Raw genomic sequence first — 18,510 nt, 5'->3', positions numbered from 1 at the left:
GTTGGTCTGCATTGGCCCCTCCCGCACTGGTCCTATGCCGCTTGTCCTCCACAGGGAGCTGGACAGGAAGCGGGGTGACCGGTTTTCCACATACAGTCATTCACCTCTGACGGGAGGCCGTTCCTTTGGGCACAGTTGCTGCATGAGCAGGCATCACGCCCGGAACCGGCGACTCCCATCAGACCCGGACACTGCCCCGCCGGATGGCGCCCTGCGGGATGTCATGCTGCCGGATGCCGCGCTGCCGGATGCCCACGGGTTCTGGGCAGGGCCGCCGGGCGACGTCCCTGACGGCTCCTCCCCGGTGCCCCGGGGCAGACGGCGTCCGGAGACGCAGCGCGTGTCAGCTCCGGTGAGGGCACTAACAAGCTCTGACTCCGGAACCTGGCTCCCAGCTGACGGCGGCGATGTCCTGCTGGTCACGGGTTTTGAGTTCCTGCGGGGCGAAGTGGAACGGATTGTCGCCGCTGCCGGCGGACGGCTCCGGGTGGTGGACGATGTGGCGGAGGCCGCGCCGTTCTGGGATTCCGCTGCCGACGTTCTCGTCGGCAGCGATGTCCGGGAGTTGCCGCCCCGCCGCCGTGCCCCGGCCGTCCTCGTGGGCCTGAGCGGGGAAGGGGACACGCTCTGGCACCTTGGCGCTGCCCTGGGCGCCCAACGCGTCGCGGTCCTCCCGGATGCCGCCGCGTGGCTGGCCGAGTACCTCAGCCGCTCCCGTTCACCGGAGGCCGGAGGCCTCGTCCTCGGCGTTACCGGCGGCTGCGGAGGCGCAGGCGCCACTACCGCGGCGGCGTGGCTCGCCCAGGCGGCAGCGGAACTCGGCGCCCGGGTCCTGCTCGTGGACGCCGATCCCTGGGGTGGCGGCCTCGAACTGGCCCTCGCGGCGGAGGAATCACCGGGCCTCCGCTGGCCGGACCTGGCCGACGCCAGCGGCAGCATTGACCCGCAGCAGCTCGCGGACGCCTTGCCCATCGCCGGTGGATTCTCATTTCTCTCCTGGCCGGGAAGCCGGGAGCGGCCACCCCTGGTGGACCCGATAACAGTGGGGGGTGTCTTCGACGCCGCACGCCGGGGCTACGAGGTGGTTATTGTCGACATCGGCCGCAACGCGGAGCCGCTGCGCACCTTCGCGTGGGATTGCGACCGCCTCCTGGTTGTCGTCCCGGCGCAGTTGAAGGCTGCCGTGGCCGCCGCCCGGCTCCTGCAGGAGCTTCCGCCTGTCGAATCAGCCTTGGTCATCCGTGGCAAGGCCGGGGCTGCCCTGGACGCCGCTCTGGTCGCCGAGTCCGTGGGGCTGCCCCTGCACGGCGTGATGCCCGAGGTGCGGGGCACAGCCTCGGCCACGGAGCTGGGCCGCCTGCTCGACCAGGGCAGGCGGAAGAGCGTGCGGCGTTTCGCTTCGTCGGTGCTAGGGCTCCTCGCCGGGGACCTGCAGGTCGGAGACCTCCTGTGACTGCCCACTCGGGAGCGGCCGCCACCGGTTTTCCTGGTACACCGGCTTCCCGCGCGGCCCTCACCGAGACTGCCGGGCGCCGGCGTGCGGCCCGGGTTTTGGACGCTGGGCTTCTTGAGACCGTCCGCGAGTCGGTCATGGCGGACGCCGGACCTGTGACCCCGTCGCGGGTGGCTGCCGCAGTGCAGGCCACCGGAAAGCTGTTGGGCACAGCCGGTTCCCTCGCCGCGGCCGAACGCATCAGCGCCGAGCTCAACGGCCTCGGGCCGCTGCAACACCTGGTCCGGGATACGTCGGTGACTGACATCTTCGTGAATGCCCCGGACTCCGTCTGGTTGGACAGGGGCCGTGGCATCGAACGGACATCGGTGGCCTTTGCGGGGGAGGCCCAGCTCAGGGCCCTGGCCGCCAGGCTGGTGGCATCGGGCGGCAGGCGTCTGGACGACGGGTCGCCGTGCGTGGACGTGCGGCTCGAGGGCGGCTACCGGGTCCATGCAGTCCTGCCGCCCATTTCGGCGTCGGGCACGCTGCTGAGTATCAGAATCCGGCGGGAACAGGTCTTCACCATGGATGAGCTCCGGGGCGGGGGCATGTTTGGGCCCCTGGTGCAGTGCGTTCTGGAGCGCATGGTGGAACAGCGGTTGAGTTTCCTGGTCAGCGGCGCCACCGGATCCGGAAAGACCACCCTCCTGTCCACTCTTCTGGGGCTCTGCCATCCAGGGGAGCGGCTGGTCCTGATCGAAGACGCCGCGGAGCTGAACCCGGTACACCCGCACGTGGTCTCCCTGGAGTCGCGGCACGGGAACCTCGAGGGAGGCGGCGCCGTGGACCTCGGGGAACTCGTTCGCCAGGCCCTGAGGATGCGGCCGGACCGCCTGATTGTGGGGGAGTGCCGGGGCGCCGAGGTGCGCGAACTTCTTACTGCCATGAACACTGGCCACACCGGAGGTGGAGGGACCATCCACGCCAACGCCGCGGAAGCCGTTCCTGCCCGGCTCACCGCTCTCGGAGCCCTTGCCGGCCTTGGGCAGGAAGCCGTCCGGCTCCAGGTTGCCAGCGCAGTGGACGTAGTAATCCACGTGGCCCGGTCCAGGCACGGACGCTACGTCGCGTGCGTCGGAATCCTGACCGAGCGGCCCGGTGGCCTCGACGTCTCCGTGGCCCTGGATATTTCGGCCGGCAAGCCGGTTCGCGGGCCGGCGTGGGAGCTCCTTGCCCGGCGCCTGGCCCTCGATCCGGGCTTTGCCCTTGCAGCCCCTGTCTCCGATGCCGGGCCTGCGCTCGATCCGGGCCTTGCCCTGGATTCTGTCCCTGTCCGCGACTCCAGCCCCGCACTCGACGCTGGCCCAGCCAGTCACGCATCGGGTTGCCCGACAGGTTGGGCAGACCCAGCCCAGCCGGCCGCGTCGGCGGCGTTGGCCGCGCCGGGCGGACTGCACGGCCCGGAGACCGGCCGTGAAAACCGCGTGGCCCGCAGGGCAGCAGCATGACCGCGGCGTTCGTTTGCGCACTGGTCCTTGCCGCCTGGCTGATCCTGGGCCCAGCCCGGGGACCTGTTCGGCGGGCGCACCATGCCTTCGGCCTCAGCCGTTCGATCGGCGGTCGTTTTCGCCGTGATGGCAGGCCTGCCGCAACGGGCCACGGCAGGTTCCGCCTCGCCCAGGGCCGCCGCAGGGAGTCCTTCGTGTCCCTGACGGTTGTGGTTCAGCAGTTGGCTGCCTTGCTGAAAGGCGGCCGGTCTCCTTCGCGCCTGTGGGACGAACTGTGGCAGCTCTACGTGGAGTCGGGCCTCACAGACGACGACCCGCGCCGGCCACAGCTCAGCCCCGGATCGGCAGCGGTCCTGGCCGCTGCCCGGGGAGCGGCCATGCGGGGAGCGCCGGTGGCCGAGGCAATCCGCTCGGCGGCTTCGCCCAAACATCATGGCGCCGGCGGCCGTGAACCGCGGATCTGGGCGGAGCTGGCGGCCTGCTTCGAGATAGCAGCCGCCAGTGGCTGTCCGCTGGCAGACGTCCTGACACGCTTTGCAGCGCAGCTGGAGGTTGAGGATGACGCTGAAGCCGCCCGCCAGACCGCGCTTGCAGGACCGAAGGCAACGGTCACCCTGCTGACCTGGCTACCGGTGCTTGGCCTGGGACTGGGCATCTGTCTCGGCGTGGATCCGCTGGCCATGCTGCTGGGCACGCCGTTCGGGATGGCAGCGCTGACCGCGGGCATCGGACTGACCTTTATTGGCCGGATCTGGTCCGCGCGACTCGTGCGGGCGGCGGCCGGGGCGGCTGCGCCATGAAAACCCGCCACTTGTGGTACCGCGGCATGACCGGATCAGGCCAATGACCGGACCTGTCCTGGCTGCTGCCGTCGTCTCACTGGCACTCGCCGCCGCCGCGGGCCTCGCGTTTAGCGGAACCGCTCACGGGAGATTAGGCCTCCTGCGACGGAAAGGACATGTGGCGGCGAACGGCAGTGCGGATGGAGACGACGAGCCGCAGGGCCGGGCAGAACAGTCGCCGGGCTTGCGTGATACCGCCATGATGCTTGAGCTGATTGCCGCGATGCTTCATGCAGGCTCGGGCATCGGACGGACCCTGGAACTGGTGGCCGCCGCGGCCTCACCCGAGTATGCCCGGGCCCTGCGGCCGGTCGTGGGAGCCATGGCCATTGGCGCGGACTGGGAGACGGCCTGGCGGAGTTCAGACGTGCGTTCGCCGGAAATACTGGCCCTGCGCGACGCTTTGGGCTTTGCCGCGCTAACGGGTGCACCGTCCTCGGCCATCCTCTATGCCCAGGCCGCCAGAATGAGGCGGGAACGTTTCCGGGCCGCGGAGAAGCGCGCGGCCTCGCTCGGCGTCAAGCTGGTGGTCCCACTGGGGCTATGCTCGTTGCCGGCCTTCATCTGCCTGGGGGTCGTTCCTGTGCTGCTTGCCCTGGTTCCCTCGGGCAGCTGAGTTCCCTCCGGCAGCTGAGTTCCCTGGGGAAGCTGCATCCTGTGGGCGCACGGTGCATGCGCCGAAACCTCCTGGCATCGCATGTACGGCGGGCTGGTCTTATGCCTTTCGGACCCGGTGCTTGCCCTACTGTCATGGGCCCTCACGATATTCCCCGCGGCAAAACTGATGCGCACCGATCCTGATTCGCGGCGATAGTGACTCGCGCCGCTGCGTGGTGGCGCTTGCCCTGCGTTTTCTCGCTACGGTGCTGGCTGCCCGCGCAGACAGACGCCAAGTGCTCTCGTGCCGCGGTGCTGGCTGCCCGCGCGGCCGCCAAGCGCACGGGCACTTTTCCTCCACAGACGGCTGGCCGCGCAGCTTTTCCACTTAGGAAAGTTTGGGCCTTACCGGTCCGGGCGTCCGGCGGAAGAGTCGAATGCACCGGCAACTGGCCGGAAGTCCAGAAAGGAATATTCATGTCCCTCAACCACCACACTCCGGGTGAAGCTGCCCGGCCTTTGGGCCAGGACCCCGAAGAAGCAGATGTCCTGGAGATCTACCCGGGCGCCAGCATGGCGCCGCGGGTGAAGGCGCGGCCCCGCAGGCGGCTCATGGGGTCGGAAGCCGGCATGGCTACCGCAGAATATGCCATCGCCACGCTGGCGGCGGTGGGCTTCGCCGGACTCCTGGTGTTCATCCTTCGAAGCGACGAAGTCCGTGGCTTCCTGCTCACCCTGATCCGTACGGCGCTGGCCCTGCCGTGAGACCCGCCCCGCAGACCCTTCCGGCGGCCGGCGGTCTTGTGTCCTGCCGGCAGCCCGGGCACCAGTCCGGAGAGGAGGCTGGCGCTCGCGGTCCGGGGACGGAGCGCGCTGTGAGTGGCCTCGGGAACGGCCGCGGCGCGGTGACGGCGGAATTTGCCGTCGCTCTGCCGGCGGTCCTGCTTCTCCTGGCGATGCTGCTGGCGGGGTCTGCGGCCGGGATCACCCAGCTCCGGCTGGAGGAGGCGGCCCGGGCAGGTGCCAGGGCACTCGCCAGGGGTGAGGATGCCGCCGCCGTCGACGGTATCGTGCGGAAGCTGGCCGGCCCTTCGGCCTCGTCGGCTGTGGTGCCCGGCGGCGAATGGATGAGCGTCACAGTGTCGGACAGGGCGGCGGGACCCTTGGGACGCATGGTGCCGTGGACGCTGACCGCCAGGGCCGAGGCACGCAGCGAAACGGCATCGTCGGCGCCGCTGCCGGGAACAGCGCAGGGAGGCCAGGCAGTCCAGGCAACACAGGCGGCACTGGCCGGGCGAACGTACGCCGTTCCTGCCGGGCGGCCGCTGTGAGCCGGCGGCGGACACAGCCGCGTGGCCGGTGGCGGCACCCGGTGTCAGGATTCGGATCCGAACGCGGATCCGGCACTGTGCTGGCAGCGGCGCTCGGCATGGCCGTTGTCATGGTCATGGCCCTTCTCCTCCTCCTTGCGCATGCGGCCGCGGCGGCATCCAAGGCCGCCGCCGCGGCCGACCTTGCGGCGTTGGCAGCGGCTGACGCGCTCCGCGGGGTTTCGGCGGGCGAACCCTGCTTGGTGGCCGCCGGCGTGGCAGCCCGCCACGAAGCAAGGCTCGTCAGCTGCACGGAGGAAGGTGACCAGTCCGTCGAAGTCAGGACGGAACTATCTGCCGGACCCCTCCTGGGTGTTGCCACTGGCCGCGCCAGGGCCGGACCACCGCCCTAAGTGGGGCCGGCTTGGGTGGCACCTGGCCCTTGCTGTCCTGGCGCAGTTGCTGTTGGGCCCCATTTGCTGGGGCGCAGTTGCTGTCCCGGCCCCGTCGCTGTTCGGGCCGTGCTGTTTGGCCCTTAGTATTCGGCTCTTCGGCACACCTAGACTACGGTCGGCGCCGGCGCGCCCGCCTCGGTATCCCTTTGCGACCCCGCGTCCCGCGCATCCCTGAGCAGGACATCGATCAGCGTGACAGCGGCGTCCTTATCCAGGGGGTTGTTCTTGTTGCCGCATTTTGGGGACTGGACGCAGGACGGGCATCCGGACTCGCACTCGCAGGCCTCGATCGCGTCCCTCGTGGCCGTGAGCCATACCTTGGCCTTCTCGAAGCCCCGTTCGGCAAAGCCGGCGCCGCCAGGGTGCCCGTCGTACACGAAAATCGTCGGCACGCCGGTGTCGGCATGAATGGCGGTCGAAACCCCGCCGATGTCCCAGCGGTCACTTGAGGCAACCAGCGGCAGCAGGCCAATGGCGGCGTGTTCCGCGGCGTGGAGGGCACCTGGAAACTGCGCTTCGACGAGCCCGGCGCCTGTGAGTGACCGGTTCTCCACTACAAACCACACGGCCTTCGTGAACAGGTCCCTGGCGCCCAGATCCAGGGGCTCCTCGCCCAAGACCTCATTGGAAATCAGGGCCTTCCGCTGAAAGGAGACCACTTGCGTCGTGACCTTGACGTCGCCGAAGTGCACGCCAACATCGCCCCACTGCGCGGTCCGCTGGGTCTCAAGAACCTCGATCTGCGTGACGTCCCGGGCAGTCGTGTAGTAGTCCGGGTTGGCACGGCGTACCACCACGCAGTGATCATCCTCATTCAGGTCCTCCACCACGTAGCTATCGCCCTGATGGACGTACACGGCACCAGTGTGGGCTTGGTAATGGGTCTGCGGCGAATCCATGGTTCCCAGCAGCGAACCGGTGTCTGCATCCACAATGCTTACCGGCCCGCCGCCGTCGGCCCGCAGGTTCACCATGGCCGCGGCGCTCTGCGAATGGGTCCAGAACCAGCCGGCCGGGCGCCGCCGCAGGTACCCCTGTGCCACGAGCTGCCCGAGAAGCTTCTCCGAAGTCGCTCCGAACAGCGGCAGCTCCGCCACGCCGAGCGGGAGCTCCGCGGCTGCGGCACAGAGGTGCGGGCCCAGCACATAGGGATTGGACGGATCAAACACTGTCGCCTCGACGGACACGTCGAAGATTGCTTCCGGATGATTGACCAGGTAGGTGTCCAGGGGATCGTCGCTGGCCACGAAGGCGGCGATGGCGTCCTGGCCCGCACGGCCAGCTCTGCCGATTTGCTGGAAGAGGGATGCCCTGGTGCCCGGCCAGCCGGCCACCAGGACGGCATCAAGCCCGGAGATGTCGATGCCCAGTTCCAGGGCCGAGGTGCTGGAAATACCCAGCAGCTGGCCGGTCCGCAGTGCCCTTTCCAAGGCACGGCGTTCTTCCGGGAGGTACCCGGAGCGGTAAGCCGCCACCCGCTGCGGCAGGCTGGGGTCGACTTCATCCAGGAGCCGCTTGGTGATGGACGAGATGGTTTCGGCGCCGCGTCTGGATTTGATGAAGGCGATGGTCCGGACCCGCGACGAGACGAGGTTCGCGAGAAGATCGGCGGTCTCCGCCACCGCCGTCCGGCGTTCCTTGGCGCCGTTCTCGCCGCGCACCTCGCTCAGCGCCGGTTCCCAGAACGCCACAGTGGTGGACCCGTGCGGCGAGGAGTCTTCGGAGACTCCCTTGACCGCCGCGCCAATGAGGCGGCCGAAGGACTTCTCCGGCTCGGAAGCGGTGGCTGAGGCGGCGATGAAGACCGGCCCCGCGGCGCTGCCGTCGGCCGCGTAATAGGCGCAGATGCGCCGCAGCCGGCGCATCAGGTTGGCAACATGGGAACCGAAAACGCCACGGTAGCTGTGCGCCTCGTCGATAATCACGTACCGCAGGCGCCTGAAGAACCCGGCCCACCACGCATGGTTCGGCAGGATGCCGAAGTGCAGCATGTCCGGGTTGGCCAGAATGAAGTTCGCGTGGTCGCGGATCCAGCGGCGGGAGGCCTGGTCGGTGTCGCCGTCGTAGGTTTCCGCGCGGACCGTCGGCAGGTTCAGGGAACGGATAGCCGCGAGCTGGTCTGCCGCCAGGGCTTTGGTGGGGGAGAGATAAAGGGTCACCGCGCCGTCGTCGTGGATTTTTCCCGGTTCCGACAGAACGCGCAGCTCGGAACGGTGAATCGCATCCAGGGCCGGCAGCTGGTAGGCCAGGGACTTCCCTGACGCTGTCCCGGTGGCGATCACCACGTGATCGCCACCGTGGGCAATGTCTGCTGCCCGGATCTGGTGCCGGTACGGCTGGTGGATGCCCAGCTTGCCGTAGGCCGCGACCAGGTCCGGGTGGGCCCAGGCCGGCCACGGTTCGTGGACGGCCGCGCGTGCCGGAATCGTCCGCACATGCCGGAGCTGCTCCGGGTCCGGGCCGCGGCCCAGCAACGGAATCAGCGAGTCATGGGGGTTCACCCCAACATTCTTTCATCCGGGCAAAAATCGCCGGCATAGGACACTCATCCGCACGGAACAGCAAATGAAGGCAGGACAAACGAACCGGCACAGCGCAGCCAAACCCGGCCGTAACCCGAAGGCGGGAACGGAAGTGCCTGAACGGCTTAGACCACGGACAGGTCGGCGCCCTCATCGGAGGCCGAGAGCATCAGGACGTGGCACACCGAGGACCAGCCCAGATGCGAGTACAGCTTTTGTCCGTCCAGGGACGCCAGCAGCAGGCCGTCCTCCACGTCGTGCGAAAACGCCTGCGCCGCCAGGGCCTTCATGATGAAGCTGCCCAGGCCACGGCGCTGGAAGGACGGTTCGGTCACGATCTTGTCAAACACCGCGGTGCCCTTGATGACCACCACGCGGCCGCTCACCGCCAGGGTGTCGCCCGAGCGTACTTCGGCAAAATGGACACCGTCGGACTCCCACGTTTTCAGGGCGAGGTCGTCATCCGAGAGCCACGGGTCCTCGGAGTCCTGGGTTTCCATGTCCACGACCATCATGGTCTGGGACGCTGACGTGGCATTGAGGTTGTGCTGCTCAGCCAAGAGCTTGTAGCGTCCCACGTCATTTGTCAGGATTGTCAGCACCCGCTTCGGGGCCTCGGCAGTTTTTGCCGCCAGGTCCGCGAACTCGGTATCCGTAGGATCGGAGGCGAAGTATTCCCAGTCCCCGGTTGTGTCCGCCCGCAGGGCGGAGGGGAACCGGCCCTCAGTTCGCGTCTCGTAGCCGCGGCAACCAGCCCAACCGGCCACCCAGACTTCAAGCAGATGAGTGATGTCTCCAACCATGGCTTCTGGCGTCATGTGAAGAGAGTATTCCAGCGCTGTCATAAGCAACAGAGCTTCGGCGCTTGCTTATGCAATTGTGATAGGAGGCTCTTCCCCGGCCTGGAGTCCGTTCCCGCCGGCCAGCAAGTACCCTTAAATACGTGGCTTTGAACCGAATCGTGCTCTTTTACGGCTTTACCCCTATTGCGGACCCGGACGCCGTCCGGCTCTGGCAGCGTGCCCTCTGCGAAAAGCTCGGCGTGACGGGGCGGATCCTCATCTCCAGGGACGGCATCAACGCCACCGTCGGCGGAGAGATCGGCGCCGTCAAGCAGTATGTGAAAACGACCCGCGAATACAGGGGCTTCCGGGGAATCGACGTCAAATGGTCCGACGGCGGGGCGGAGGACTTCCCCCGGCTGAGCGTCAAGGTCCGCGATGAGATCGTTTCGTTCGGCGCACCCGGCGAGCTGAAGGTGGACGAGAACGGCGTCGTGGGAGGCGGAACCCATTTGCAGCCCGAGGAACTCCACGAACTCGTTGACGCAAAGAAAGCCAGCGGCCAGGACGTGGTGTTCTTTGACGGCCGCAACGCCTTCGAGGCGCAGATCGGAAAGTTCAAGGACGCCGTCGTCCCCGACGTCGCCACCACCCACGACTTCATCACCGAACTCGACTCCGGCAAGTACGACCACCTCAAGGACCAGCCCGTCGTCACCTACTGCACCGGCGGCATCCGCTGCGAGGTGCTGTCCAGCCTGATGGTGAACCGCGGCTTCAAAGAGGTGTACCAGCTGGACGGCGGCATCGTTCGCTACGGGGAACAGTTCAAGGACCACGGCCTCTGGGAAGGCTCCCTCTACGTCTTCGACAAGCGCATGCACCTCGAATTCAGCGAGGACGCCAAAACCATCGGCGAGTGCGTCCGCTGCCAGGCGCCAACGAGCAAGTTCGAAAACTGCTCGAACCCCAGCTGCCGCACACTCACCCTGTACTGCGCCGGCTGCGCGGCCACTCCCGAGACCCTGCGCTGCCCGGACGGCTGCGCCGCCTGAGCGGACCGGACCGGTACGCCCTGCCGCGTCAGATCCGGCTGATCCGGTAGGCAAAATTGGCGTCCGACCGTGCCTCCACCGTCACCCGAAGCACGGAATCCTCGGACAGGTGCACCACATTGACGCGCGACGTGCCGCACCGAAGGCTGAGGTCCACCAGCGCGAACTCTGCGTCGCGAACGGTGAACGCGACCCGCTGCTCGCTCCGGCAGGCGAGGGTGAGGGAGTATGTGCCGCTCGGCAGCTGCCGTGTGGATTCCGTCTTGCTGCGGCCCCTGGCAACGCTGCCATAGTTCGTGTGGAAAACCTGCCCCTCGGCGTCGGGCAGCACTTCCTTCGCCCATTCGGTGAGCTCATCGCCCGCCACCGGCACGTTCTCCAGGGGATCCCGCGGCAGCACGGGATCCGTCACCACCGGGGCATCCGGCAGTTCACCCCTGCCGTCGTCGTAGTTGTATTCACAGCCGCCCAGGACGGCGGCAACCAGCACCAAGAAAAGCACGACGGCGGCTGCCGGCGCCCGCAGCCAAAGCGTGCGTTGCGCCCGCCCCAGGAAACGAAGCGCGGAGGCCATCCGCACCGTGGGCATACCCCGACTTTAGGCCCGCGCAGCCCCCGGGTACAGAGGGCTCCCACCCTAACGCGCGGGGACCAGGTGATAGGCGTACAGGAGCGGCGCGTCCACGCTCGAGGCACTGATTTCCATCCGCCCGGGCTTGGCTACGGTGATCTTCGTGGTTTCCCGGCTGCCGTTGCATGCCGCCCCGGCTTCCGTCAGTTCCTTACCGGCGAGCGTCACCCCGAAGAACGCCTTGCCGCCGCCGTCGCAGGTAATGGTCAACGTGTAATCACCTGCCGGAACGCTGGCTGCCTCCTGGACGATCCTGTTCCTGTTGAGGATCTTGCCGGCGTCCTGCAGCACGGCCTGGCTGTCGGAGGGCAGCGCGGTGGCCTGCCACTGGGGGACGTCCGCATTTTCGACCGAAACCACGGCAGTGCAGGCGGTGGCTGCCAGCAGTATGGCGGCGGACGCTACCGCCCCGCCAAGGGCACGGAAAATGAGGGGATAACGTTCAGCCATGGCTTCAAACTTACCCGCTTCAGGTGCTGCCGGTTTCCGTCCCCCTCCTCCCGCTCCGCCGGGAGGCCGCAAAGGAGACAAGTCTGTCTGCCTCCGTCAGTACCTTGGCCATGCCCCCGGAGCTTGCCAGCACCCGCTCTCCGCGTGACTCCAGAGCCACCGGTATGGCGGCGGTCCGTGCAGCGGTTCCCGGCGGCACCGCGGTTTCCTGCTGTGGGGGCCGGGGCTGCGGGCCCTCGCGCCTGATGCTCTCCTCGGACAGGGTCAGCGCATCGATTTTGGCGCCGCCGATTTTGTCCAGCATCTCGTAGTCGTCGTCAGTGCACAGATCACTGGTGGCAAGGTACCTCAGGGTGACCAGGCCCACGACTGCCCTGCTGAAGTCGCGGTCCATGGCAAGCTCGATGGCCCACTGCGCCCGCTTCCACCACTGGTCGCGCCGGTCCGCCTCGCGCCGTTGGGCGAGGGTGCGCCAGGCGATCCACCCCGCGATGAGGGCGGCCAGCAGCGGTGCGAATGCCGCCGCGTACCGCAGCCATTCGGGATCGGCCGCCAATGCCTGGGTTCCGAGCATGGCCCCACTGTAGCCCCGGCGCCCGACACTGAGGGCACGGCCGGGAAATAGACTTGGCCGGTGACCGAACCAACGCACTTCACCGCCGGCAACACTCCCGACGCCCCGCGCAGCGACCTCCCCGACCTCCTGACCGCGCTGGCCGCAGACCTCCGCGGGGTGGGCTACACCCTGGAGGGCGTGGCTGACCTGCTGGGGGAATCGGCGTATTCGGCCCTGAACCGCGACCAGCTCGTCCCGGCTCTGATCGTGACTGAAGCAGCAGCCGCCGGCGAGCCGCGCACCGCGGCGCTGGCCGCCGTCGTGCGTTTCTGGCTCCTGGCCGTCCCGCAGGAGGCGGAGGTGCTCGACGCCGCGCTGCCGCGGACCCGCACCGAGGGGCTGGTGGCTCTTGGTCTGGCGAAAATCACGGGGACCGGGGCTGCCGCCGAAGCGGACCTGCGCCCCTATGGCTGGGATTCCGGCGCGGATGGCAGCGTCGAAGTCTGGGTGGCCAGCGACCTCGCCGCGCACCAGCGGCCCGGCGTGCTCAGGCACGACCACGTCCTGGGCATCGGCCAGGCGTCCACCACCCTTGTCCAGTCCACCATCCGCCGCCCTGCCGGACGAGCATTGGACCTGGGCACCGGCTGCGGCATCCAGACCTTCCACCTGCTGCAGCACAGCAGGCACGTCACCGCCACCGACATCTCCGTGCGAGCCCTCGCCTTCACGCGCTTCAACCTGCTGCTCAATGCCGAAACGCTGGACATCGATCCGGCGCAGCCGGAAGAGCGGGTGAGCCTGCGGCTCGGATCGCTCCTAGAGCCTGTGGCCGGCGAGGCCTTCGACCTCGTCGTGTCCAACCCGCCCTTTGTCATCACGCCGCGCACTGCGGGCGAGGCTGCGGCCAGCCAGTTCACCTACCGCGACGGCGGCCTGCCGGGCGACGACATCGTCGCGTCGCTCATCCGCTCGCTGCCTGAGGCGCTTGCGCCGGGTGGAACAGCCCAGCTTCTGGGCAACTGGGAGATCTTGAAGGGGGCGTCGTGGGATGAGCGGCCGCAAAGCTGGGCCGGTCCGGACGCGGACGCGTGGTTCATCCAGCGCGAGCAGGTCGGGCCGGAGCTGTACGCCGAGACCTGGCTGCAGGATGCCTCCGAAACCCGGGACAGCCGGCACTACCAGGAGGCCTACGCCGCCTACCTGGACGACTTTGCCTCGCGGAATGTCGGCGGAATCGGGTTCGGCATGATCTTCCTCCGCCGGCCGGCGGGTGAGCAGCGGATCCACCGGTTCGAGGAGATCACCTATCCGATCGAACAGCCGGTCGGCCCGCACCTGGGGGCAGCGGTCGAAAGGGCCGACTGGCTGGCGGACCACGACGTGGCCGCGGCCCACCTCCTCGTGGCCGAGGACGTCACCGAGGAGCGGCACCAGCGCCCCGGCGCCGAACACCCCGGCGTCATCCTGCTGCGCCAGGGAGCCGGTCTCCGCCGCACCAACCTTTTGAGCACCGAACTCGCGGGCTTTGTCTCCGCGTGCGACGGCGACCTGACCGCCGGACAGATTGTCGGCGCCCTTGAGGCGCTGCTGGGCGGAACGGACGAGTTCGACGGCGAGGCCTTCCGGACCGGCCTGCTCACGGAGGTGGGCAATCTGGTCCGGGACGGTTTTCTGCTGCCTGTGGACCCGGACTGACAGCGGTCCCGCAGCGCGAAGGCGCAGGCAGCTAATTTCACCGTCAGTTAATCAGGGCACGGCCCATCCCGGGAGCAGGCACATCGATGGTGAAGCCGCACATGCAGCGGAATGTGACAGCGTCGGCGGCGCCCACGGCCTTCACCGAGCGGATCAGGCGCTGGCCGTCCACCCTGATGGCCATTTCCAGGGAGAATTCCTGGTCCAGTCGCTTCATGGGCCGCCGGCAGTGCCGCGGGGTGCCCGTCGCCGCCAGCAGGGAGCCGTCGGCGGCTGTGCCTGCGTCCTGGCCTGCGCCCGTCAGTTCGCCGGAGGGTCGGGCGGCCGGCATCAAAGCGTCTTCGTCGAGGGTAATCATGGTCATCCTTTGGGCTTCTTACGGGGCTGCCAACGTTGGCGGCCCCGCCGCGAACTGCTTGCGGGAGGTCTGTTTACGCATGTAAGCAAAGCATGCTTAGTATTTGCGGGGCAAGCCGGGCCGGCCGGTCCGCGGATATCAAGCATTTCTTTCAGAGCCGCTTCCCGTTGCGTAAACTGGGGGAGTGAGTACTGACACGCCGGAACCGGCGCCGGACGCCCCCCCGGTTGGGTCCGAGGCGCCCGCGTCCGGGATGGCCGGGGCTGCGCCCGGGCATCGCAGGAACCGGCCCGAAAGGAAGGTGGAAATCACCGACCCGACGGCGATCCGGGCCCTGGCCCACGCCGCCCGCCTGGAGGTCATCTCCGAGCTGTACTCCACGCAATCCAGCCGCACCGCCACGGAACTCGCCCAGCAGACCGGCCTCACGCCCAGTGCGATGAGCTACCACCTGCGGGCACTGCAGAAGTGGGGCATCGTGGTCCCGGCCGAGGCGTCGGCCGACGCGCGCGAACGCCGGTGGAAGGCCGCGGGGACCGATTTTGCGATCAACTCCGGAGGGGCAGTGGCCGGTCCGGACTTCGCGGTGATCGACCTCGAACTGGACGCTTTCCGCCGCCGCGCCAGCGCTTACGCCCGTACCCGGGACGAACAGCGCGAACGCGGTGAGTCAGCGGAGCCGGCGCAGGCTGTGCTGCTCGCGAGCAACCTCCTGTACCTGACGGCAGAACAGCGCAGCGAACTGACGGAAAGGGTCTTTGACCTGCTGCGCGACTACGCTCTTGAGGATCCCAACCACATTCCAGCGGGCGCCGAACGGATCGCCACCATGTGGTCCATGATTCCGGATGACCGCACCTTGCCCGGTGCCTCCGGCAGGGAAGACGGCACCTGACAGGCGCGCTCCGGTCCTGCGCCGGCTCGCCGGAGGAACCGGGCGGACGGCCGGCAATACGGGCCGTGACGGGAGCCACCGTTTTCCACATGACAGCGCAGAATTCTGCAAAATATGGTGAACTAGGCCAATATGGGCTGATCTGCCCGAGCAACCTTTTTCTGTAGGAGCACTGTGCCAAGCAAGGCCAAAACCGGCAAGAAACTCGTGATTGTGGAGTCTCCGGCCAAGAGCAAGACCATCGCCAAGTACCTGGGCGAGGGCTTCATCGTTGAGGCCTCCATCGGTCACATCCGCGACCTGCCGCAGCCGTCCGAGCTCCCCGCGGACCTGAAGAAAACCTCGCTGGGCAAGTTCGCCGTCGACGTCGAAAATGACTTCAAGCCCTACTACGTCGTCTCGCCGGACAAAAAGAAAAAGGTGGCCGAGCTCAAGGCCCAGCTCAAAGACGCTGACGCGCTCTATCTCGCAACCGATGGGGACCGCGAGGGCGAAGCCATCGCGTGGCACCTCCTGGAGGTCCTAAAGCCCAAGGTTCCCGTGTACCGGATGACCTTCGGTGAAATCACCAAGGAAGCCATCCACCGGGCCATGGACAACCTGCGCGACGTCGACGCCGCCCTGGTGGACGCCCAGGAGACCCGGCGCATCCTGGACCGCCTCTACGGCTACGAGATTTCCCCGGTGCTGTGGCGCAAGGTGGCGCGCGGACTGTCCGCTGGCCGCGTGCAGTCCGTGGTCACGCGCATGGTCGTTGACCGCGAACGGGAGCGCATGGCGTTCAAGGCCGCGTCCTACTGGGACCTGACCGGGCAGTTCGGTGCCGACGCCGGCTCTTTCAAAGCGAAGCTCGCCGCCGTTGACGGCGCCAAGGTGGCCACCGGCCGGGACTTTAACGACGACGGCCAACTCACCTCTCGCAATGTTGCGCACCTCAACGAGGAACTCGCCACATCCCTGGCCGACGCGCTGCAGGACGCCGATTTCCGCGTCCGCTCCGTTGACACCAAGCCGTACACGCGCCGCCCCGCCGCGCCCTTCACCACCTCGACGCTGCAGCAGGAGGCCGGCCGCAAGCTCCGGTTCTCATCCAAGAGCACCATGCAGGTCGCCCAACGGCTGTACGAGAACGGCTACATCACCTATATGCGTACGGACTCCTCGGCGCTGAGCGACGAGGCCGTCACGGCCGCGCGCCGCCAGGCTTCCGAGCTGTACGGCCCCGAATACGTTCCGCAGTCGCCGCGCGTCTACACCAGCAAGGCCGCCAACGCACAGGAAGCCCACGAGGCCATCCGCCCCGCCGGCGACTCTTTCCGCACCCCGGCGCAGGTTGCCAAGCAGCTCAGTGGCGACGAATTCCGACTGTATGAGCTGATCTGGAAGCGCACCGTCGCCTCCCAGATGGGCGACGCCAAGGGCTCCACCGCCACCATCCGCCTGGGCGCGGTGGCCTCCGACGGCCGCGACGCCGAATTCTCCGCCTCCGGCACGGTCATTACGTTCCCCGGCTTCCTCGCCGCCTATGAGGAAGGCAAGGACGAAAGCCGTGGCGACGACGAGTCCGACGAGGCCCGCCGCCTGCCGAACGTCACGAAGGGTGACGCGCTGAACGCCTCGGACATTATCGCCGTCGGCCACGAGACCTCGCCGCCGCCGCGCTACACGGAAGCGTCCCTGACTGCCGAGCTGGAAAAGAAGGGCATCGGCCGCCCGTCCACCTATGCTTCCACGATCTCCACCATCCAGGACCGCGGCTACGTCCGGAAGCAAGGCTCGGCCCTGGTGCCGAGCTGGATCGCCTTCTCCGTGGTGCGACTCCTTGAACAGCACTTCACGGACTATGTGGATTACGAGTTCACCGCCGACATGGAAGGCGACCTGGACAAGATCGCCAACGGCCAGGCTGCGGGCGCCGCCTGGCTCAAGCACTTCTACTACGGCGAAGATGCCGACCCCGGCCTGCTGAGCATCGTGAACAACCTGGGTGAGATCGACGCCCGTGAGATCAACTCCGTGCCCATCGCGGACGGCATCACGCTGCGCGTAGGCAAGTTCGGCCCCTACCTGGAGAGCTCCCTGCCCACGGTGGACCCCAAGACCGGCGAGGTGGTGGAGTCCGCCCGCGCCAACGTCCCCGAAGACCTGGCTCCGGATGAGCTCACTGCACAAAAGGCAGTGGAGCTCATGGAAACGGCGGCTCCCGAGGAACGTGTCCTTGGTGCCGACCCGCACACCGGCCACACTGTTGTTGCCAAGAACGGCCGGTACGGCGCCTACGTCACCGAGATCATCCCGGAAATGACTGAGGAACAACTGGCCAACCAGCCCGTGGAGTACTACAAGAACGGCAAGCCCAAGCCGCCGAAGAAGCCTGTCAAGGCCAAGCCGCGCACAGGGTCGCTGTTCAGTTCCATGACCGTGGACTCTGTCACCCTGGACGAGGCCCTGCAGCTCATGAGTCTTCCCCGTGCGCTCGGCGAGGACGCCGAGGGCAACGTGATCACGGTGCAGAACGGCCGCTTCGGCCCGTACCTGAAGAAGGGTACGGACTCCCGGTCCATCGGCTCGGAAGAGGAAATCTTCACCATCACGCTGGAGCAGGCGCTGGAGATCTACTCCCAGCCCAAGCAGCGCGGCGCCCGTGCCGCCGTGCCGCCGCTGGCCGAGTTCGGTCCGGACCCGGTGTCGGAGAAGAACATCGTCGTGAAGGAGGGCCGCTTCGGTCCGTACATCACCGATGGCATCACCAACATCACCGTGCCCCGGAGCACCTCGCTGGAGGAGCTCACGCGGGAACGCGCCGTCGAACTCCTCGCCGAAAAGCGGGCCAAGGGCCCGGTCAAGCGCACCGCCACGCGCAAGGCCCCCGCGAAGAAGGCCGCGGCGAAAAAGTAAGCCCGGTGGTTGACCGGAATTGCGTCGTGCCCCGCGACGTGGTCGAGTAGATGCATGACTCAACAGCCGGAATCCGCAGACACCACGCCGCTGAACGACCTTGAGGAGAAGCTGGCCCGGGGCGGCCAGCCGGACGCCGACCCGGTGGACGTCATCCTGTCGTTCCTCAACAACGAGGTCTACGTAGTGAGCTCCGACGCGCTTGAGGGCGAAGACTCCCAGGTCGAGCCTCTGGTGCTTGGGAACGCGGACGGCCGGCCGGTCCTTGCGGTGTTCTCGCACCCCAGCCGCGTTGACGCGCAGTACCTGGAGGCTGCCCCGAACGTTCTGGGGACCCAGGGCGCGGCAATCATCGCCAACATTGGCGATGAGCTGGGGATGGTCATCAACCCGGGCGCTGCCTATGGCTTCGAGATCAACCCCGAGGGCATCGCCAACATCAAGCGCGACTTCAAGCGCGCCGATGAAATGGACCCTAACCCGGCGGGCCTCGAGGGCGAATAACGCTGCGGCTGTCC

Annotated in this window: 18 protein-coding genes; 12 read left to right on the top strand and 6 right to left on the bottom strand. The window is 67.7% G+C overall.

Going from position 1 to position 18,510, the window contains the following annotated elements; all coding sequences use genetic code 11:
* The first annotated feature begins 142 nt into the window (after nucleotides 1-142).
* The 7 genes from ssd to AC1DFE_RS09590 all read left to right on the top strand — a co-directional run bounded on the left by ssd (nucleotide 143) and on the right by AC1DFE_RS09590 (nucleotide 6,105).
* On the top strand, nucleotides 143-1,453 hold the full coding sequence (ssd, locus tag AC1DFE_RS09620; protein ID WP_476905669.1) for a septum site-determining protein Ssd: 1,311 nt from the start codon (nucleotides 143-145) through the stop codon (nucleotides 1,451-1,453).
* Nucleotides 1,450-2,943: a TadA family conjugal transfer-associated ATPase gene (locus tag AC1DFE_RS09615; protein WP_476905668.1), complete on the top strand. Its 1,494-nt coding sequence runs from the start codon at nucleotides 1,450-1,452 to the stop codon at nucleotides 2,941-2,943. The genes ssd and AC1DFE_RS09615 overlap by 4 nt, the downstream gene beginning before the upstream one ends.
* Nucleotides 2,940-3,743: a type II secretion system F family protein gene (locus AC1DFE_RS09610; RefSeq protein WP_476905667.1), complete on the top strand. Its 804-nt coding sequence runs from the start codon at nucleotides 2,940-2,942 to the stop codon at nucleotides 3,741-3,743. The genes AC1DFE_RS09615 and AC1DFE_RS09610 overlap by 4 nt, the downstream gene beginning before the upstream one ends.
* Nucleotides 3,744-3,786: 43 nt before the next feature.
* Nucleotides 3,787-4,401 carry a type II secretion system F family protein gene (locus AC1DFE_RS09605; protein WP_476905666.1) on the top strand — a complete coding sequence of 205 codons (615 nt, stop codon included), beginning with the start codon at nucleotides 3,787-3,789 and terminating at the stop codon, nucleotides 4,399-4,401.
* Between the two features lie 458 nt (nucleotides 4,402-4,859).
* Nucleotides 4,860-5,147 carry a DUF4244 domain-containing protein gene (locus AC1DFE_RS09600; RefSeq protein ID WP_476905665.1) on the top strand — a complete coding sequence of 96 codons (288 nt, stop codon included), beginning with the start codon at nucleotides 4,860-4,862 and terminating at the stop codon, nucleotides 5,145-5,147.
* A 110-nt stretch (nucleotides 5,148-5,257) separates the two neighbouring features.
* Complete coding sequence (locus AC1DFE_RS09595; RefSeq protein WP_476905664.1) at nucleotides 5,258-5,713, top strand: TadE family type IV pilus minor pilin; 456 nt, start codon at nucleotides 5,258-5,260, stop codon at nucleotides 5,711-5,713.
* 41 nt (nucleotides 5,714-5,754) lie between these two features.
* Nucleotides 5,755-6,105, top strand: coding sequence for an Rv3654c family TadE-like protein (locus AC1DFE_RS09590; RefSeq protein WP_476905663.1), 351 nt, complete (start codon nucleotides 5,755-5,757; stop codon nucleotides 6,103-6,105).
* Nucleotides 6,106-6,251: 146 nt separating this feature from the next.
* On the opposite strand, the gene AC1DFE_RS09585 is transcribed toward AC1DFE_RS09590, so the two are convergent.
* Nucleotides 6,252-8,648, bottom strand: coding sequence for a DEAD/DEAH box helicase (locus tag AC1DFE_RS09585; protein ID WP_476905662.1), 2,397 nt, complete (start codon nucleotides 8,646-8,648; stop codon nucleotides 6,252-6,254).
* A gap of 146 nt (nucleotides 8,649-8,794) precedes the next feature.
* Entirely contained in the window at nucleotides 8,795-9,487 is a 693-nt protein-coding gene (locus AC1DFE_RS09580; RefSeq protein WP_476905661.1) for a GNAT family N-acetyltransferase, read from the bottom strand.
* 125 nt (nucleotides 9,488-9,612) lie between these two features.
* On the opposite strand from AC1DFE_RS09580, the gene trhO reads away from it, so the two are divergent.
* The gene (trhO, locus tag AC1DFE_RS09575; RefSeq protein WP_476905660.1) at nucleotides 9,613-10,506 is read left to right on the top strand and encodes an oxygen-dependent tRNA uridine(34) hydroxylase TrhO; all 894 of its coding nucleotides are present in this window, start codon (nucleotides 9,613-9,615) and stop codon (nucleotides 10,504-10,506) included.
* A gap of 28 nt (nucleotides 10,507-10,534) precedes the next feature.
* Here trhO and AC1DFE_RS09570 read toward each other — a convergent pair whose 3' ends face one another.
* Genes AC1DFE_RS09570 through AC1DFE_RS09560 form a run of 3 tightly spaced genes read right to left on the bottom strand, consistent with a single transcriptional unit; the run spans nucleotide 10,535 to nucleotide 12,161 of the window.
* Nucleotides 10,535-11,095: a hypothetical protein gene (locus tag AC1DFE_RS09570; protein WP_476905659.1), complete on the bottom strand. Its 561-nt coding sequence runs from the start codon at nucleotides 11,093-11,095 to the stop codon at nucleotides 10,535-10,537.
* Nucleotides 11,096-11,143: 48 nt separating this feature from the next.
* Nucleotides 11,144-11,587 (bottom strand): hypothetical protein, encoded by a 444-nt coding sequence (locus tag AC1DFE_RS09565; RefSeq protein WP_476905658.1) that lies wholly within the window; start codon nucleotides 11,585-11,587, stop codon nucleotides 11,144-11,146.
* A gap of 19 nt (nucleotides 11,588-11,606) precedes the next feature.
* Nucleotides 11,607-12,161: a hypothetical protein gene (locus tag AC1DFE_RS09560; RefSeq protein WP_476905657.1), complete on the bottom strand. Its 555-nt coding sequence runs from the start codon at nucleotides 12,159-12,161 to the stop codon at nucleotides 11,607-11,609.
* A gap of 60 nt (nucleotides 12,162-12,221) precedes the next feature.
* Here AC1DFE_RS09560 and AC1DFE_RS09555 point away from each other — a divergent pair, with 60 nt between their 5' ends.
* Nucleotides 12,222-13,841 carry a DUF7059 domain-containing protein gene (locus AC1DFE_RS09555; RefSeq protein ID WP_476905656.1) on the top strand — a complete coding sequence of 540 codons (1,620 nt, stop codon included), beginning with the start codon at nucleotides 12,222-12,224 and terminating at the stop codon, nucleotides 13,839-13,841.
* Nucleotides 13,842-13,884: 43 nt separating this feature from the next.
* On the opposite strand, the gene AC1DFE_RS09550 is transcribed toward AC1DFE_RS09555, so the two are convergent.
* A complete protein-coding gene (locus tag AC1DFE_RS09550; RefSeq protein ID WP_476905655.1) occupies nucleotides 13,885-14,205 on the bottom strand; it encodes a hypothetical protein in 321 nt (106 codons plus the stop codon).
* Nucleotides 14,206-14,500: 295 nt separating this feature from the next.
* On the opposite strand from AC1DFE_RS09550, the gene AC1DFE_RS09545 reads away from it, so the two are divergent.
* The 3 genes from AC1DFE_RS09545 to AC1DFE_RS09535 all read left to right on the top strand — a co-directional run bounded on the left by AC1DFE_RS09545 (nucleotide 14,501) and on the right by AC1DFE_RS09535 (nucleotide 18,496).
* A complete protein-coding gene (locus AC1DFE_RS09545; RefSeq protein ID WP_476905654.1) occupies nucleotides 14,501-15,094 on the top strand; it encodes a winged helix-turn-helix domain-containing protein in 594 nt (197 codons plus the stop codon).
* Nucleotides 15,095-15,268: 174 nt separating this feature from the next.
* Nucleotides 15,269-17,992 (top strand): type I DNA topoisomerase, encoded by a 2,724-nt coding sequence (topA, locus tag AC1DFE_RS09540; protein WP_476905653.1) that lies wholly within the window; start codon nucleotides 15,269-15,271, stop codon nucleotides 17,990-17,992.
* 54 nt (nucleotides 17,993-18,046) lie between these two features.
* Nucleotides 18,047-18,496: an SseB family protein gene (locus tag AC1DFE_RS09535; RefSeq protein WP_476905652.1), complete on the top strand. Its 450-nt coding sequence runs from the start codon at nucleotides 18,047-18,049 to the stop codon at nucleotides 18,494-18,496.
* Nucleotides 18,497-18,510 lie beyond the last annotated feature (14 nt).

It is taken from the genome of Arthrobacter sp. 05T423 (assembly GCF_056396245.1).
This window is presented reverse-complemented; position numbering and strand designations above follow the sequence as displayed.

Bases quoted from the DNA above. Each gene is read 5' to 3' on its own strand.
- AC1DFE_RS09580 (WP_476905661.1), bottom strand. From the start codon at position 9,487: ATGACGCCAGAAGCCATGGTTGGAGACATCACTCATCTGCTTGAAGTC.
- AC1DFE_RS09550 (WP_476905655.1), bottom strand. From the start codon at position 14,205: ATGACCATGATTACCCTCGACGAAGACGCTTTGATGCCGGCCGCCCGA.
- AC1DFE_RS09570 (WP_476905659.1), bottom strand. From the start codon at position 11,095: ATGCCCACGGTGCGGATGGCCTCCGCGCTTCGTTTCCTGGGGCGGGCG.
- AC1DFE_RS09605 (WP_476905666.1), top strand. From the start codon at position 3,787: ATGACCGGACCTGTCCTGGCTGCTGCCGTCGTCTCACTGGCACTCGCC.
- ssd (WP_476905669.1), top strand. From the start codon at position 143: ATGAGCAGGCATCACGCCCGGAACCGGCGACTCCCATCAGACCCGGAC.
- AC1DFE_RS09610 (WP_476905667.1), top strand. From the start codon at position 2,940: ATGACCGCGGCGTTCGTTTGCGCACTGGTCCTTGCCGCCTGGCTGATC.
- AC1DFE_RS09535 (WP_476905652.1), top strand. From the start codon at position 18,047: ATGACTCAACAGCCGGAATCCGCAGACACCACGCCGCTGAACGACCTT.
- AC1DFE_RS09600 (WP_476905665.1), top strand. From the start codon at position 4,860: ATGTCCCTCAACCACCACACTCCGGGTGAAGCTGCCCGGCCTTTGGGC.
- AC1DFE_RS09560 (WP_476905657.1), bottom strand. From the start codon at position 12,161: ATGCTCGGAACCCAGGCATTGGCGGCCGATCCCGAATGGCTGCGGTAC.
- AC1DFE_RS09565 (WP_476905658.1), bottom strand. From the start codon at position 11,587: ATGGCTGAACGTTATCCCCTCATTTTCCGTGCCCTTGGCGGGGCGGTA.